The following is a 14,724-nucleotide window of genomic DNA, read 5'->3' as shown; positions in this document are numbered from 1 at the left end:
ACGAACAACGCCCGGCTTTAAGCCGGGCGTTGTCGTTGTGGGCCGGTTAGGGGGTGGCCATGGCATTGGCGTACAGCGCGCAATCCTGGGTATAGCACTGGCAGGCGGCGGCCACTAATCCGCTGCGGTCTAGAATGATGATGTCGCCACGGTGGTAGCTAATCAATCCGCGTTGCTGCAGGGCAAGGGCGGCGAGGGTAATGCCTGCCCGTCGAACGCCTAACATCATGGCAAGAAATTCATGGGTAAGTTTTAAATGGTCGCTTTGAGCGCGGTCTTGCGTCATCAGCAGCCAGCGGGCGAGCCGCTCTTCAATGCGGTGAAAGTGGATGCAGGCCGCTGAATTGGCCAGCTGATTCATCACAATATACAGATAGCGTATGAGCCGCTGGTGCAGCGTTGGGCTGTTGGGTAGCAATGCTTGAAACTGTGCCGCAGGGATCCGCAGGGCAATGCCTGCACCTTGCACCACGGCCAGCAGCGGCGCTTTGTTGAAGCCCAGCACCAGGGGAATACCGAGCATGCCTTCAAGGCCTGCCATGGTCACTTCGAGGCGGCTATCGTTGTTAAGAATGACGATATTGGAGACGAAGCTATCGATAGGGAAATAGGCGTACGTCACCGTGTCGGTCGGCTGATAGATAACTTCGCCAAAGGCGAGCGGCACCACTTCACAGCAGGCGGCTAAAGCAGTCTGTTCGGCGCTTGGCAGGTCAGCCAGCAGTCGGTTGGTATTGATCGCGTGGGAAATAGAAATCATGCGCCTCTCCGGTCAAATGAACCTGGCAAACGGCACAATGATGGTAATTCTCATTTTGATGTCGGCTGCAGATGGGGTTCCAGTGATGGATAACCCATCTGAATATTACCATTTGGTAAATCACCCGTCGGCACGCTAGCGTACACAACTCGCAGTTATCTTATAGTGCTTGGGGATCTACGGCTGGTTAGCACGCTACGGTTACGTCTGAATGTTTGAGCAGTCGGTCGTATTCGTTTTTGACCCCCGCGTAACACTCACAGACACGGGCTTCTAGCCCTGGCCTGTCTAGCACCGTAATGTGGCCTCGGTTGTAGGAGATCAGCCCCGCCTTTTGCAGTTTTCCGGCAGATTCTGTCACCCCTTCGCGGCGCACGCCCAGCATGTTGGCAATCAGCTCTTGCGTCATAATCAGCTCATTACCGGGCAGACGGTCTAGGCTGAGGAGTAGCCACCGACACAGCTGTTGATCCAAGCTATGGTGGCGGTTGCAAACGGCCGTTTGCGCCATCTGTGTGATTAATGCTTGGGTATAGCGCAGCAGTAAGCGTTGCATGGCGCCTGCTCGGTCAAACTCACGCTTGAGCAGGTGGCTTTTGAGGCGATAGGCTTGCCCAGCGCTTTGCACGATGGCGCTAGTTAACGTGGTTTCTCCCCCCATAAACTGAGAAACCCCCACCAGGCCTTCGTGGCCTACCACGGCAATTTCTGTTGAGTCGCCGTTCTCCATGACGCACAGAAGCGACACGATAGCGTCTAACGGGAAGTAGACGTGGCTCATGTGTCGGCCAGATTCAGACAGCGATTGGCCCAGGGTCAGCGATACTTCTTCAAGGTGTGGCAACAGGTGTTCGAGCTCTTTTTCAGGCAGTAGGCCAAGCAAGGCATTTTGCTGAAAATGACGCGTTTGAAGCATTGAATATCTCCCTTATTCCTAGCTTTCGCGCAGCGTCTGGTGAAATTGAACGATGTGAGGCGCTTTTTTAAGTGTTTTTTAATCGGCCACTTTGTATGTCGTCCGTCGCCAGACGCACCGTTCTTAAGTATAGGGCGCACGGTGAAAAACTCTGTACGCTATCGCACATAGGGTAGTGGATTCATGAAAGAGTACGCTGTTCAAAGTGGTAAAAGATCGCGATAAATAACAAACATTACCCACATTTTGTTGCCATGTTCGCTAACGCACAGTCAATACTGTCAGGGGCGTCTAAGGTTGCTTCAGTGAGGCAACGGAGATGCCTGAACAGGATGTTGCACTGTGCGCTGCAGGGAGCGCGGCGCCATTTTTTTGATCGATACTTTTTATCAACATGGCTGCGCTGCTGAACCACACTCACAATAAAAAAATGCATCCCGGATCAGATTACACATGGAGAACGATGTCATGCTGTACGGTGATTGCCAGAGCAACAATGGGCGTTCCGAAGGGGAGGGGGAGCAGAGTGCCGACGAGCGGTTGCGTGGTGCCGAGGCCGCCCTGCAGGCCGAAAGAGAGTGGGCACAGGTAACGCTGAACTCGATCGGCGATGCTGTTTTGACGACTGATGTGCAGGGCCGAGTGACTTACCTGAACCGGGTGGCAGAGGAGCTTACCGGTTGGGCAAGCATCGACGCGCGGGGAAAGCCCGTGGAGCACATCCTAAAACTCGTCAATAACCAAACCTTTCACACGGCGATAAACCCTGCACGGCGGGCCATGACGGAGAATCGCACCGTCGGCTTGGCGATGAATTGCGTGTTGATTCGTCAAGATGGCAGCCAGCTGGAAATCGAAGATTCGGCGGCTCCTATTCATAACCATCAGGGGTTTACGGTAGGCGCGGTGGTGGTTTTTCACGATGCCTGCCAGTCGTTGACGCGTTCCGCACAGTTTGCCTACCAAGCGCAGTACGATGCGCTAACGTCTCTTCCCAATCGTTTTCTGTTTGCCGAGCGCCTTTCCCGCGCTATTGGCTTGGCCAAACGCCACCGGCATCAAGTGGCGCTGCTGTATCTGGATATCGACAACTTCAAGGGCATCAACGACTCCCTAGGCCACGCCTTGGGCGATCGTTTACTACAAGCAGTGGCGGAGCGTCTGAGCGAGTGTATCCGTGTGACGGATACGGTATGCCGCCAAGGAGGCGATGAGTTCGTTATTCTGCTCAGTGAAATTGAGCACGCCCAAGATGCTGTAAGGATTGCGGAAAAAATTCTCACCACGTTAGCCAAACCCTGCCTGATAGGGCACGTTGAGCATTGTATCAGCGCCAGTATTGGGATCAGTCTGTATCCCGATCATGCCAGTAACGAACACGAGTTACTCAATAACGCCGACGCCGCCATGTATCACGCAAAGCGAAGTGGCCGTAATCAGTATCAGATGTTTGAAAGCGACATTCATACGGTGAATGTATCGCTCACACATCGGTAGATGCGAAACGGGCCGCGATGCTGAAGTAGTGAGACTTAATAAGCCACCGACGCGTGCCATACGCTGCTTTCCGTGTGGCCTTCTGCTAAATCGGCGCAGGTATCCACGCGCCATAGCGTGGTGGCTCGGCAGTGAACGGTGAGCTCTCCCTGCTCTTGGCCGAGCTGCCACTGCCATTGGATTTCCCTTGTATTGTCGTCGCCGTGATCGCTGATTAGGGTCAGCGTTGGCTGCGCGGTATCTGTACTGAGGTGTGTTAACGCAGTGATTTCAGCGCTTTGCTGCGCGGGGGTTAATTGAGAGCCGCCGCGATAGCCGGGCAAAAAGCGCTGCTGGCGGGCCTCTGCCTGTAAAAAGGGCAGCGCTTGTTCGGGCGTAATGCGCCCATATTTGCGCACATTGGGCAGTACAATCACGCTGGCGGCGAGTCGGCAGCCGCCTAGATGGCTGCTCTCCCATACCTCGAACGGCAGCGGGTGCTCTGCCACCGTGCTGGCGAGTGCCTTGAAGGTGCGATAACCGTACTTGGCACAGCACTTATCTTTGGTGCCGTGGGTGCAGCAGAGCACGAGGTCCACGAGCAAAGGTGGCTGCTCCCACTGGCTAAGGTTGCTACCGCTTTGAAAAGCGGTGAGAAACGCCTCTAACTCCCATCGTGCTACCCTAAAACGACGCCGCTCCGGCATCAGAAAGATCTGATGCTGGTACTTTTCCATGCCCGGCTGTTGGATCAGGTTGATGCGCAGGCCATCGTCGGCCAGCGTATCCAGCGTTTGCTTTAATGAGTCGCTCATATCGCTGGCATGGCGCAGTTTGCGCAGCCACTTTGAGCGCGGCCAGCTGAGCAGTAAGTTGCGCTCTGCATGGGCGGCGCTACCGGCCAACGGGTCGTGCTGTTCGCGGCTTAAATCCGCGCAGAAGGTATGGTTCATAGAGCCGCCTGTAACGTCGCCGAGGTGAAGGGCACGCATACTGGGCTGCCGCTAGCGGGGTCGCGCAGAATATGGGCATCCAGGTCGAAGACGCGCTTTAGGTTGGCCGCGGTGAACACGTCGTTTGGCGCGCCGCTGGTGACGATCTGGCCGTCGCGCATCATCACTAGATGGTCGGCGTAGGCGGCGGCTAGGTTTAAGTCGTGCAGTACTAATAGCAGCGTGCGGCCACGGTCGTGGGCCAGCCGAGATAGCAGCGAAAGCAGGTCTACCTGCACCTTCAAGTCTAAAAAGGTGGTCGGTTCATCCAGCAAAATTAAATCGGTCTGTTGTGCGAGCACCATCGCGATCCAACAGCGCTGGCGCTGGCCGCCGGAGAGTGCTTCCACATCCCGGTCGGCAAACTCGGTAATGTGCATATAGCTCATCGCTTCCGCAATGGCGGCGGCATCTTGCTGCGGGTCTTTTTTCCAAAATCCTTGGTGGGGGAAGCGCCCCATCCCCACCAGCTGTTTTACGCTCAACCCCTCGGGGGCGATGGGGCCTTGCGGCAAAATGCCTAGCCGCTGGGCGACCTCCCGGGTGTTGCTGTGATGAATGTCCTTGCCATCGAGATAGACATGCCCGCCGCTAGGCGTCAGCGTTCGCGCCAGGGTTTTTAGCAGGGTCGATTTACCGCTGCCATTGGGGCCCAGAAGCACCGTGAGTTGGCCTTCCGCTACGGCAATATCCACCCCTTGCAAAATGCGCTTGGCGTCGTAGCCAGCGTGCAGGGCGTCAGCGGTGAGTCGTGATGCAGGGCGGGAATAGGCGGGCATAAGGTAGGCTCAGGCAAGCTCAGTCACGAGATTAAGGCAGTCAGCACCCTAAGATAAAATATTCTCATTTTCAACATTGTTCTTGCTGCCACCTCGTTCCCAGTCATTTCGTTAGTTCGAACCGTTCGTTCGAAGTGATAGACCTCTCTATTCATTTATGCATAATATAATCATTATCATTTAGATATGCGTTAGCATTTAAGTGGTAGCTAATGCCAAGGGGGCATTCACATCACGCAGGGGAGTCAGCATGACACAGATGAAAAAAGCCGCTTTCTGGCCAACGGTGACGTTAGCAAGTTTAGTGGCAGCCACTCAGGCTAATGCCCAGCAAGAGGCAACTGAGGTGGGGCAGTCGCTCAGCGAGTCATCGCCTACGATGGTCGTGACGGCGACGCGTAGCCGCAGTGAAGAGGGGCAAACGCCGCAGCGAGTGACGGTGATTACCCGTGAGCAGATTGAGCAGCAGCTGGCCATTACCGACGACCCTGGCCAGGTCTTGAGCAACTTGATTCCCTCTTTTTCACCCAGCCGCCAGAAGCTTTCCAATGCGGGTGAAACGATGCGTGGACGCGATGCGCTGTTCCTGATCGATGGCGTGCCTCAGTCCAATCCGCTGCGCGATAGCTCTCGCGATAGCTATACCATTGACCTTTCCATGGTAGAGCGGATTGAAGTGATTCATGGGGCCAGCGCTGAGCATGGTTTGGGGGCCACCGGCGGTTTGATTAACTTCGTTACCCGCCGGGCTGAAGGGGGCGGTATTAACCAAAGCGCGGGCATTAGCTTCACCGTTGACGACGACCTGCACTCGGAAGGCTTGGGTAACAAGCTCAACTATCGCATTAGCGGCCAGCAGGGCGATTGGGATTTTGTAGCCGCTGCCACGCGCCAAGAGCGGGGCGTATTTTACGATGGCGGCGACCGTCGCGTGGGCATTGCCTACCCCGGCGAGCTGCAGAACTCTGAAAGTTACGATCTGTTCGGCAAGTTAGGCTACTGGATCGACGACAACCAGAATATCGAGGTGTCGCTCAATCATTTTGATCTGGAAGAGGGCGACAATTACGTGCCCGTGGTGGGCGACCGCGAGGCGGGAATCCCGACCAGCGCCGAACGTGGCACACCCGACGGCGCGCCGGGCTTTAATGAAGTCACCACCGCCCGCTTGGCGTACTCCCACGCGGATTGGTACGGCAATGCGGTCGATGCCCAGGTGTATCGCCAGCGCTTCCGGGCGCGCTTTGCCACCACGCCGTTCTTCCCTTACCTAGATGGCAACGGCAATACCCAGTTCGACCAAACCCGTAACGAATCGGATAAGCAGGGCGCCAAGTTCACCCTGAACCGCCAGGGCATGCTGGATGACCGGCTCGGCGTGACGGTGGGGTTAGACATCCTCGAGGATGAAACCCGCCAAATGCTGGTAGAGACCGGGCGCACCTACGTGCCGGAAAGCCGCTACAGCAACATTGCGCCGTTCTTGCAGGGGCAGTTCAAAATCGCCGACCCACTGACGCTGCATGCCGGTGTTCGCCATGAGCATGCAGAGCTAGAAGTGGATGCTTACCAGACCATTGACCGTAATAACGTGACCCAGGACGACGTGGCCGTTGGCGGTGGCAACCCCAGTTTTGACGAAACGCTCTATAACGTGGGTTTAACCTTTCAAGCCACCGAGTGGGCCCAGCTGTACGCCAGCTACTCCGAAGGTTTCGGTATGCCCGATGTCGGCCGCGTGCTGCGTGGCATCGGCGAACCGGGCCAGGATGTGGATACGCTGCTTCAACTGCAGCCCATCGTGACCGATAACCGTGAAATTGGCGCGCGTTTCGACTGGGAGCGTTACGGCCTGGAAGTGAGCTACTACGAGTCGAACTCTGACTTTGGTCAGCGTTTGGCCGAACAGAACGGTACGTGGGTGGGCAGCCGGGAGAAAACCGAAATCCAAGGGGTGGAAGTGACCGGCAACATGCAGGTCAATGACAACCATGATCTGTCGCTCTCCTACGCCCATACCCAAGGCAAGTCAGACCAAGACGGCGATGGCAGCGTGGATACCAAGCTCACCGGGATCAACATCGCGCCCGACACGCTCAAGCTGGGCTGGAGCGCCGTATGGAACGACCGTCTCTCGACGCGCCTACAGGGTAGCTATTACTTTGACCGCAGCGTCGATAACCCGGCGCTCGACTTTAATGGCTACGGTTTGGTGGATGCCTCGCTGGCCTACCAGCTCCCTACGGGGCAGCTATCGCTGGGTATTGAGAACCTGACCGACGAAGACTACCTCACCTACTACTCTCAAGCCGCTCGCATCAGCGATGAGTACTACTTCACCGGCCGTGGGCGCACGTTCACAGTGGGGTATCAGCTGGATTTTTAAGGCTTAACGCTGGCGCGCCCGATACAAGAGATAAACAAAGAAGGGCGCGCCAATGCCCGCGACAAAAATACCGGCAGGCAGGTCGTTAGGCAGAAAGGCAACGCGGCCCAGCAGGTCGGCATAAAGCACGATCAATGCACCGACCAGCGCGGAGGCAGGCAGTAGTCGCGCTAAGTGTCGGCCCATCCATCGCGCCGCTAGGTGCGGTGCCATTAGGCCCACAAAGCTGAGTCCTCCCGCCACGGCCACTGCAGCACCGGCCAACACCACGCTACAGGCAAGCAGCACGATTCGGCTACGCAGTAACGGCACGCCTAACCCTTGGGCTACGCTGTCGCCCAACGCCATTGTATCGGCGTGGCGCGTTAGCAGAAAACTCACCGGCGTCGCTAACAGTAGCCACGGCAGCAGGCTGGCCACGTCGACCCATTGGGCGGCGTATAGGCTGCCGGTCAGCCAGGTATAGGCGCTCATGGCGGCGGAGTCGTCACTCATCACGATCAGCAGCGTAGTGCCCGCGCCCATTGCGGCGGCCAGCCCAATGCCCACCAGCACCAAGCGTGCAGGGCTAATACCATGCTGCCATGCCAAGCTGACCACAAGCAGAGCGGCGAATAAGGCTCCGAGCATGGCCGCCACCGGTAGCCAGCCGATGCTAACGTGCGAACTGAGCAACGCGATAAAGAGAACGGCGGCCAGCGCCGCGCCGCTGGTAATGCCAATAACATCCGGCGAGGCAAGCGGGTTACGCACGATGCTTTGCAGAATGGCGCCCGCCATTGCCAGCGCCGCCCCTACCAGGATCGCTAGCACAATACGCGGTAGCCGAAGCTGCCAAATAATGAACGTCAGTTCGCTATCCGCTGGGTGAATGAGCGAATGCCCGACTTGCAGTGGTGGAGTAGGAAAACTTCCCAAGCAGAGCGACAGAGCTGCGCTTAGCACAAGCACCGCACTCAAGCACACCAATGTGAGACGAAAACGTGTGCCAAGCGCGTCGCGCGCACCGGAATGAGAGAGCGCTGCGAGTGTCATTGGCGAGCCATGTTGCGTCGTGCGAGGTAAATAAAGAAAGGCGTCCCCATAAGCGCTGTCATTACGCCGACCGGCACTTCCTGGGGAGGAATTAAAAAACGCGATGCCGTATCGGCCAGCAGAAGCAAGCAAGCGCCCAAGACGGCACAGCCAGGAAGCAGCCAACGATGGTCAATGCCAAAGAGGCGGCGGGCCATATGGGGCACGATTAACCCGATAAACCCAATCATGCCAGCAAGCGCCACTGAGCTGCCTGCCAATACAATCACCACGAGCCCCAGAAGCAGTTTGATGCTGCCCGCGCGCATGCCTAGGCTTGTCACCATGTCATCACCTAATAACAGCGCATTGGCGTGACGTACCAAGAGAGCGCTAAGCAACATGGCACCGCCAAACAGCGGTAGCAGCGGCAGTACTAGGTCAAGGTCGCGCCCCGCCACAGAGCCTGCCAGCCAATAAAGCACGCTTTCAAAGCTTTGCTGGTCGACCACCAAGAGCCCTTGGCTGAAGGAGACAAACATCGCGGTCACCGCGACCCCTGCCAGCACCACCCGCAGTGGCGAATTTTCGCCATAGCGCCCGCGACTCAGTAGCGCCACTAAACTCGCGGCCACTAGCGCGCCGAGTAGGGCGGCAACCACATAATGGGCAGGTGTATGAAGCGGCAACAGCGATACCGCCACCACGACGAAAAACATAGCCCCCGCGTTAATGCCTAAAATACCCGGCGAGGCGAGCGGGTTGCGAGTCATGGTCTGCATCAGTGCGCCCGCCATGGCCAAGCTAGCACCCACAAGCGCCGCCACCACGGCACGTGGCAGGCGCTCGGTATATAGAATGATATGCGCCACATTAGCGGGGTCGTAAGCCATCAGCATACGCCATAGCGCCGACCACTCTAGGGGCGTGGTGCCAAGCATCACGCTACTGATAAACGCTAGCAGCGTCACTAGAGTGCCCGTGATTAACCCCGACAACTTAGCGCTGGTGCTGTTCAGCATGTGGGCTGCTCCTGAGAGCATAAAGCGCAGTGTGGCAAGCGTTCATCGGCGGCCGAGGTGAGCTGATAGTAGCGGTAAAGGTCATCCAGCATGGCGTTGGCCGCCAAAATTCCGCCGCCCATCATCCAACTCACGGGGTCGGCTTCAAATACTTGGCCCCGTTGCACAGCCGTTAGCTGTTGCCACAAAGGGTGGGACGCCCAGTGTTGGTAGTTGGCCGCAATGGCTGGGTCATCTGGCTCCAGCAGTACAAAGATGACATCAGCCTCGAGCACAGGGATGTTCTCCGTGCTGGTAAGCTTCATGCCCCAGCCTTGAGAGGTCAGCGTTTCGGGTTGCTCGAAGCCCAGTTCAGCTAAAATCGAACCGGCAAACCCGCTGGTATAGATCCGCACATGGTCGCTTTTAAAGCGCACGACGGCGACTTTTTGCGGCCATTGCTCCCCTAGCTGATGAGCGATCTGCTGGCGAAAGTCGGCCACGCGGGCTTCCCAACGCTCCAGCAGCGCTTGGGCTTGCTGTTCGCGCCCGCTGGCGTCTGCCACCAGAGCTAACGTCGTTTTGAAATCGAAGACGGTGTCGGCTAGCACGCTGGTCGACATGGCACTTAGCAGAGGGGCGACGCGTTCGTGCCGAAAGTGACTGGCGATAATCACATCCGGGTTCAGCCAAGCGACTTTCTCGAGGTTCGGCTGGGTTTCCAGCCCCACGTGCTCAACATTGGCAAGCGCATCGCGCAAGTAGCGGTAGGTGGGTTTTTCAAGCCAAGCGTCAACCACGCCAACGGGAGTAATACCGAGCGCTACGGCACTGTCGGTGGCTCCTTGGTAGAGCGTTACCAGGCGGGGTTGGTCACATTGAGTAGGCCGCTCGGCGGCGGTGGCTACTTCTTTTGCTAACGCAATGAAGGGCAGCAGGGTGGTGCAAAGGATAAGCAACACCTGCCACCCTGCGCGGCTGCCATGAGCGTGTGCTGTTTGCATACATGCCCTTCGGGATAACGTAGAAAGGCAAAATCATGGCATGTTGCAAAAGCTAATGCAAAGCATTATCAAATGTAGGCAATCACCTCCACCGCCCCAAACACCGCCACTCCCGCCGCCACCGGCCAGCCCAGTGAGCGCAGGCGACGCCACACCAACAGCGTAACGCTTAGGCCAATTGCGGTGGCCAACCAAGAGATAGCGCTGGGGTTGACGGGCACAATCGAGACGCCCAACACGGCGGCAATCATCATGGGGCCCAGAATCACCAGCCATTGGGGCATGGCGTTCATTCCCGTTGCGCTGCCCAACCGCCGCTGCATCCATAAAAAGGGCACCACTCGCATAAGCAGCGTGCCGAGTGCGCAGATAATGACGGCGATCCACATGGCGCTGCTCATGGGCGGCTCCTCCGTGGTTGGAACGTGACCGTATAGAAGCACAGCGCGCCGCAGGCGGCTGCAAGGGGAATCGCCACGTTGCTCCATCCGGCCAGGTTCAACCCTAGCGCGGCAAGAATGGTACACAGCATGGCGGCAGCCCAGCGCTTGTCGGTAAAGCGCGGTGCCACCATGGTGAGAAACAGCGCGGGGAGGGCGAAGGGCATAATCTCACCCAGTAGCGGCCAGCGGGCGGTGACCGCTTCGCCGCCGGTCGCCCCCACCGCCGTGCCGATAATCCACACCCCCCACGCCAGCAGCGAGGCGCCTACAAACCAGCTAAACCGCTTCACTTCCGGTAGCTGGGGGAGCCGTGTGAGCGCCAAGGCAAAGACTTGATCGGTCAGGCCGTGCATCAGCCAGGGCCAGTGGCGGCTTCGGGGCAGCAGCGCGGCCAAATTGGGGCCATACACCACGTGGCGCACGTTGATGAGTAGCGTCATGGCCACCACCAGCCATAGCGGCGCACCAGCGGCAATCATGCCCACGAACAGAAACTGCGAGGCACCCGCGTAGATCAGCGCTGAAATGGCGGCCGCTTCCCAAGTGGTAAAACCGGCCTGGGTCGCTACCAAACCAAACGAGAGCGCGACCGGAATATAGCCGCCTAACAGCGGAATTGCTTCACGCACGCCCTGTAAGGCAGAGCGCAGCGGTGAGTGGTTGGCGTGCTCCGTGTGATCGGCTGGCTGGCTCATGGTGGGGTCCCTTCTTGGCCGTAGGTGACGGTGAGTAGCAGGGTGGCTTCATCGGTGTGCGTACGGTACAGGTGCGGCTGGTCGGCCTGAAACGTGACGCTTTCGCCGGCGGTGAGCGTCGTAGTAGCACCCTCTGGGCCTACTTCTAGCCATCCGCTAATGAGCGTCAGCGTTTCCCGCGTGCCCGGTGTATGGGCCTCGGCGTGGCGCAGCGTATTGGGCGCGCAGCGCATCCAGTAGGCATCCACCTGTGGCACGCCCTTACCCTGGTCGATCAACTGTACCTGCACGCCATCCTCACCGAGCGGTACGCTAATCGGTGCCACCAGGGTGCCAAACGGAACATTGAGTTGGACGGCCAGCCGCCAAATGGTGTCCAGCGTGGGGTTACCGTTGCCCTGTTCTAAGCGGCATAGGTTGGATTTCGCGATGCCTGCCGCGCTGGCAAGCTGCGACAGCGAGAAGCCCTGGGCTTTACGAAGCGTTTGGAGGTGTTGGCCTAACGTAACAAGAGAGTGCTCGTCCATGGTGATTGCCCGTTGTTCCTTTTATAGAACGTTCTATATAAGGAACAACGGACTGTCAATCGACAAGCAGTAAAGAAGTGATTAGGTAGGCTTGCGCGCTCGGCAGGCAGCGGCGGTAAACAGCACGTCGGTGGAGGAGTTGAGTGCTGTTTCGGTGGAGTCTTGTATCACGCTAATCACAAAGCCAATGGCAACCGCCTGCATGGCGACTTCGGTGGGAATGCTGAACAGGCTAGCGGCCATGGGAATCAGCATTAATGAACCGCCCGCCACGCCAGAAACGCCGCAGGCCGCGAGGGCCGACACCACGCAGAGCAGCAGCGCAGTGGGGAAGTCGACGCTAATGCCCAGCGTATGCGTGGTGGCCAGGGTGATCACGGTAATCGTGATCGCCGCGCCGCACATATTGATGGTGGCGCCCAGCGGAATGGAGATCGCGTAGGTATCGGCATCCAGGTCCAATTGGCGGCACAGCTCCAGGTTCACCGGAATATTGGCCGCCGAGCTGCGGGTGAAAAACGCCGTAATGGCGCTGCCCCGTAGGCAGGCGAATACCAGCGGATAAGGATTTTGGCGAGTGGCTAAATAGACCAGCAGCGGGTTACTCACCAGCGCCACAAATAGCATACAGCCAACGATCACCCCCAATAGCTGAGCGTAGTTCAGCAGTGCCTGGACGCCAGACTCCGCCAGCGTACCGGCCACCAAGCCGAAAATACCTAATGGGGCTAAGCGAATCACTAGCGTGACAATACGCGTAACCGCCGCCGATAAATCGCTAAGCGCTTGGCGGGTAGTGTCGCTGGCCTGACGCAGCGTTAGACCCAAGCCAATTGCCCAGGCCAGAATGGCAATGAAGTTGGCTTCCATCAGGGCCGTCACGGGGTTGGCGACCGCGTTGAGCAGCAGATCACGCAGCACGCTAAGAATATCGCTAGGTGGGTTGCCGTCTACTTGGCCTGCATCCAGCGCAAGCTCCGTAGGTAGTGCAAAGCTTGCGGCTACGGCAATGAAGGCCGCCATCAGCGTGCCCACTACATAGAGAACCAGCACGGAGCGGATACGTGTGGGTTGGCCTGCTTGGTGGGCGGCAATGGCCGCTGCCACCAGCACAAACACTAAAATAGGGGCTACGGCTTGTAGGGCGGCGATAAAAAGCTGGCCGAGTAGCGCAACGTTACTGGCAATCTCAGGGGTGAAAAGTGCCAGCAGCACCCCGGCGACAATCCCTATGATGATTTGAGGGATCAGTCCTAGCCGTAACAGCGGCCGGAACACGGCATTAGCGGTGGCAATCATTGCGCGACTCTCAGGTAGTAGGAGGAGGGATGCGGTGAGGCGGTTAGCCACCACACGCCTGAAAGGGGCAGCATTCTACCAGTTGCGGGCGCATCTTGGGCGTGCATGTAAAAAAACGTGACCCGCTATCTCTGGCCTCAGTGCCAGATTATACTTTGTTGGCTGCGGGGCATTACCGCAGCGCGGCACTTATGCCACCTCCCGCCTGTTAAAAAAAAGAAAAAGGAACGTTCCATGCGTATTAAAGTGTTGTTAGCTGCAGTGCTGATGTTGTGTAGCTCGTCGTTGGTCATGGCCGCCGACTACTACGTGGATATCACTAACCGTACCGGCTATACCATTTATTACATGTACGTGAGCCCGGAGGACTCAAAAAGCTGGGAAGAGGATGTATTGGGAAGTGATGTGCTGATGGACGGGGACACGCAGCGCGTTACGCTAACTGGCTACTCAAGCCCCTACTTCGATATCCGTTTGGTCGATGAAGACGACGATAGCTATACCTTCTGGAACGTCGATGTCTCCACCCAAGACATCGTGGTCACATTGGATAATTTGGACTGATCACAAAAACGGCTTGCTACCCAGGAGGGAAGCAAGCCGTTTTAGCATGAATGTGTCTAGTACTAGGGTAGCGCCAGAACGTTAAGCAACTGCGCTGGGTTGAGCGACTGACGAGGCGTGTTGGGGAATGTGTAACGGTGTTTTAGACGCTTGGCGAGCGCTGAGTGCGGTCATGTCGGCATAGGCTTGATCGGTGAGTGCTACCACGTCGGGAGACGCTCCCCATTTCAACAGCATGTCGTCGATGTGACGCTCAGCCGCTTCAAACTGGCCGCAATGGCTCAACAGTTTAGCGATGGTGTAGTCGCACTGCGGAGTATCAAACATCTCTTCCTTGATTTCTCGAATGGCCAATTGCAGGCCCGCTTGGGAAATATCTGTCAATTGATTCAGTTGCATGCCACGACTCCTTGTGAATGCCAACGGCTGCTCTGTGAGAGCAACAAAAAAGACCAAACGCGCTATTTGTACGCGCCTTGTACTTTTCGAGAGTAATACAGGGGGTGGTGAGAATCAATCGCCAAGTTTGGCTGTCTGCAAAAATTCACATGAATCAAAAAATATAAAAAAATCCCCACAATTCGAGTGGGGATTTCGTTGAAAGCGGTCATTAAGATTGCGGCGTTAAAAGGTGAAGGTTGCCAGTAGGGTCACTAAGCAGCCTGTGAAGAAAGACACGGTTGCCACGGTCACCACGTCTAGCTGTCTTGCTTTTGCACGACTATGCTTTTGTTCCATAAGATATTTCTCAAGGTGTTCTCGGCTACCAGGCTGGGTGCCTTTGTAAATATTTTGACGGATCATCTGACCTCCCCAAATGTGGGTAATGTGGGTGATCCCCCTCAAAGAGAACAGCAGTGGAGTTCTC

16 protein-coding genes are annotated in these 14,724 nt (G+C 57.2%); 3 read left to right on the top strand and 13 right to left on the bottom strand.

Features of this window, described 5'->3' with window-relative positions; translation table 11 throughout:
- Positions 1-46: 46 nt before the first annotated feature.
- Both R0J87_RS03005 and R0J87_RS03000 read right to left on the bottom strand, forming a co-directional pair.
- On the bottom strand, positions 47-760 hold the full coding sequence (locus R0J87_RS03005) for a Crp/Fnr family transcriptional regulator (RefSeq protein WP_498884276.1): 714 nt from the start codon (positions 758-760) through the stop codon (positions 47-49).
- Between the two features lie 187 nt (positions 761-947).
- Positions 948-1,676 (bottom strand): Crp/Fnr family transcriptional regulator, encoded by a 729-nt coding sequence (locus tag R0J87_RS03000; protein ID WP_404343004.1) that lies wholly within the window; start codon positions 1,674-1,676, stop codon positions 948-950.
- Positions 1,677-2,144: 468 nt separating this feature from the next.
- Between R0J87_RS03000 and R0J87_RS02995 the strand changes: the two genes are divergently transcribed.
- Positions 2,145-3,173, top strand: coding sequence for a diguanylate cyclase domain-containing protein (locus tag R0J87_RS02995; protein WP_498884274.1), 1,029 nt, complete (start codon positions 2,145-2,147; stop codon positions 3,171-3,173).
- Positions 3,174-3,208: 35 nt separating this feature from the next.
- Here R0J87_RS02995 and R0J87_RS02990 read toward each other — a convergent pair whose 3' ends face one another.
- Both R0J87_RS02990 and R0J87_RS02985 read right to left on the bottom strand, forming a co-directional pair.
- On the bottom strand, positions 3,209-4,105 hold the full coding sequence (locus R0J87_RS02990) for a ferredoxin family protein (protein ID WP_498884272.1): 897 nt from the start codon (positions 4,103-4,105) through the stop codon (positions 3,209-3,211).
- The gene (locus R0J87_RS02985) at positions 4,102-4,923 is read right to left on the bottom strand and encodes an ABC transporter ATP-binding protein (protein ID WP_498884271.1); all 822 of its coding nucleotides are present in this window, start codon (positions 4,921-4,923) and stop codon (positions 4,102-4,104) included. The genes R0J87_RS02990 and R0J87_RS02985 overlap by 4 nt, the downstream gene beginning before the upstream one ends.
- Positions 4,924-5,182: 259 nt before the next feature.
- Between R0J87_RS02985 and R0J87_RS02980 the strand changes: the two genes are divergently transcribed.
- The gene (locus R0J87_RS02980) at positions 5,183-7,309 is read left to right on the top strand and encodes a TonB-dependent receptor (RefSeq protein WP_498884369.1); all 2,127 of its coding nucleotides are present in this window, start codon (positions 5,183-5,185) and stop codon (positions 7,307-7,309) included.
- A 3-nt stretch (positions 7,310-7,312) separates the two neighbouring features.
- Here the strand turns inward: R0J87_RS02980 and R0J87_RS02975 are convergent, their stop codons facing one another.
- The 7 genes from R0J87_RS02975 to sstT form a co-directional block, all read right to left on the bottom strand.
- Complete coding sequence (locus R0J87_RS02975) at positions 7,313-8,344, bottom strand: FecCD family ABC transporter permease (protein ID WP_498884269.1); 1,032 nt, start codon at positions 8,342-8,344, stop codon at positions 7,313-7,315.
- The gene (locus tag R0J87_RS02970) at positions 8,341-9,345 is read right to left on the bottom strand and encodes a FecCD family ABC transporter permease (RefSeq protein ID WP_498884268.1); all 1,005 of its coding nucleotides are present in this window, start codon (positions 9,343-9,345) and stop codon (positions 8,341-8,343) included. The genes R0J87_RS02975 and R0J87_RS02970 overlap by 4 nt, the downstream gene beginning before the upstream one ends.
- Positions 9,339-10,328 (bottom strand): ABC transporter substrate-binding protein, encoded by a 990-nt coding sequence (locus R0J87_RS02965; protein WP_498884266.1) that lies wholly within the window; start codon positions 10,326-10,328, stop codon positions 9,339-9,341. The genes R0J87_RS02970 and R0J87_RS02965 overlap by 7 nt, the downstream gene beginning before the upstream one ends.
- A 68-nt stretch (positions 10,329-10,396) precedes the next feature.
- On the bottom strand, positions 10,397-10,729 hold the full coding sequence (locus tag R0J87_RS02960) for an AzlD domain-containing protein (RefSeq protein ID WP_339119517.1): 333 nt from the start codon (positions 10,727-10,729) through the stop codon (positions 10,397-10,399).
- Positions 10,726-11,466 (bottom strand): AzlC family ABC transporter permease, encoded by a 741-nt coding sequence (locus R0J87_RS02955; protein ID WP_498884264.1) that lies wholly within the window; start codon positions 11,464-11,466, stop codon positions 10,726-10,728. Before R0J87_RS02955 ends, R0J87_RS02960 begins: the two co-directional genes overlap by 4 nt.
- Entirely contained in the window at positions 11,463-11,993 is a 531-nt protein-coding gene (locus R0J87_RS02950) for a helix-turn-helix domain-containing protein (RefSeq protein WP_404342988.1), read from the bottom strand. Before R0J87_RS02950 ends, R0J87_RS02955 begins: the two co-directional genes overlap by 4 nt.
- 81 nt (positions 11,994-12,074) lie before the next feature.
- Positions 12,075-13,292, bottom strand: a complete 1,218-nt coding sequence (gene sstT, locus R0J87_RS02945) for a serine/threonine transporter SstT (protein WP_498884263.1) — start codon at positions 13,290-13,292, stop codon at positions 12,075-12,077.
- A gap of 234 nt (positions 13,293-13,526) precedes the next feature.
- Here sstT and R0J87_RS02940 point away from each other — a divergent pair, with 234 nt between their 5' ends.
- Complete coding sequence (locus R0J87_RS02940) at positions 13,527-13,856, top strand: hypothetical protein (RefSeq protein ID WP_498884262.1); 330 nt, start codon at positions 13,527-13,529, stop codon at positions 13,854-13,856.
- Between the two features lie 81 nt (positions 13,857-13,937).
- Here the strand turns inward: R0J87_RS02940 and R0J87_RS02935 are convergent, their stop codons facing one another.
- Complete coding sequence (locus R0J87_RS02935; protein ID WP_498884261.1) at positions 13,938-14,255, bottom strand: hypothetical protein; 318 nt, start codon at positions 14,253-14,255, stop codon at positions 13,938-13,940.
- Between the two features lie 225 nt (positions 14,256-14,480).
- A complete protein-coding gene (locus R0J87_RS02930; RefSeq protein ID WP_498884259.1) occupies positions 14,481-14,660 on the bottom strand; it encodes a hypothetical protein in 180 nt (59 codons plus the stop codon).
- Between the last annotated feature and the right edge of the window lie 64 nt (positions 14,661-14,724).

It is taken from the genome of Halomonas sp. SIMBA_159, assembly GCF_046536035.1.
Lineage (GTDB): Bacteria > Pseudomonadota > Gammaproteobacteria > Pseudomonadales > Halomonadaceae > Vreelandella > Vreelandella venusta_A.
The sequence above is the reverse complement of the archived record's forward strand: the minus strand, read 5'-3'. Positions and strand labels throughout refer to the sequence as shown.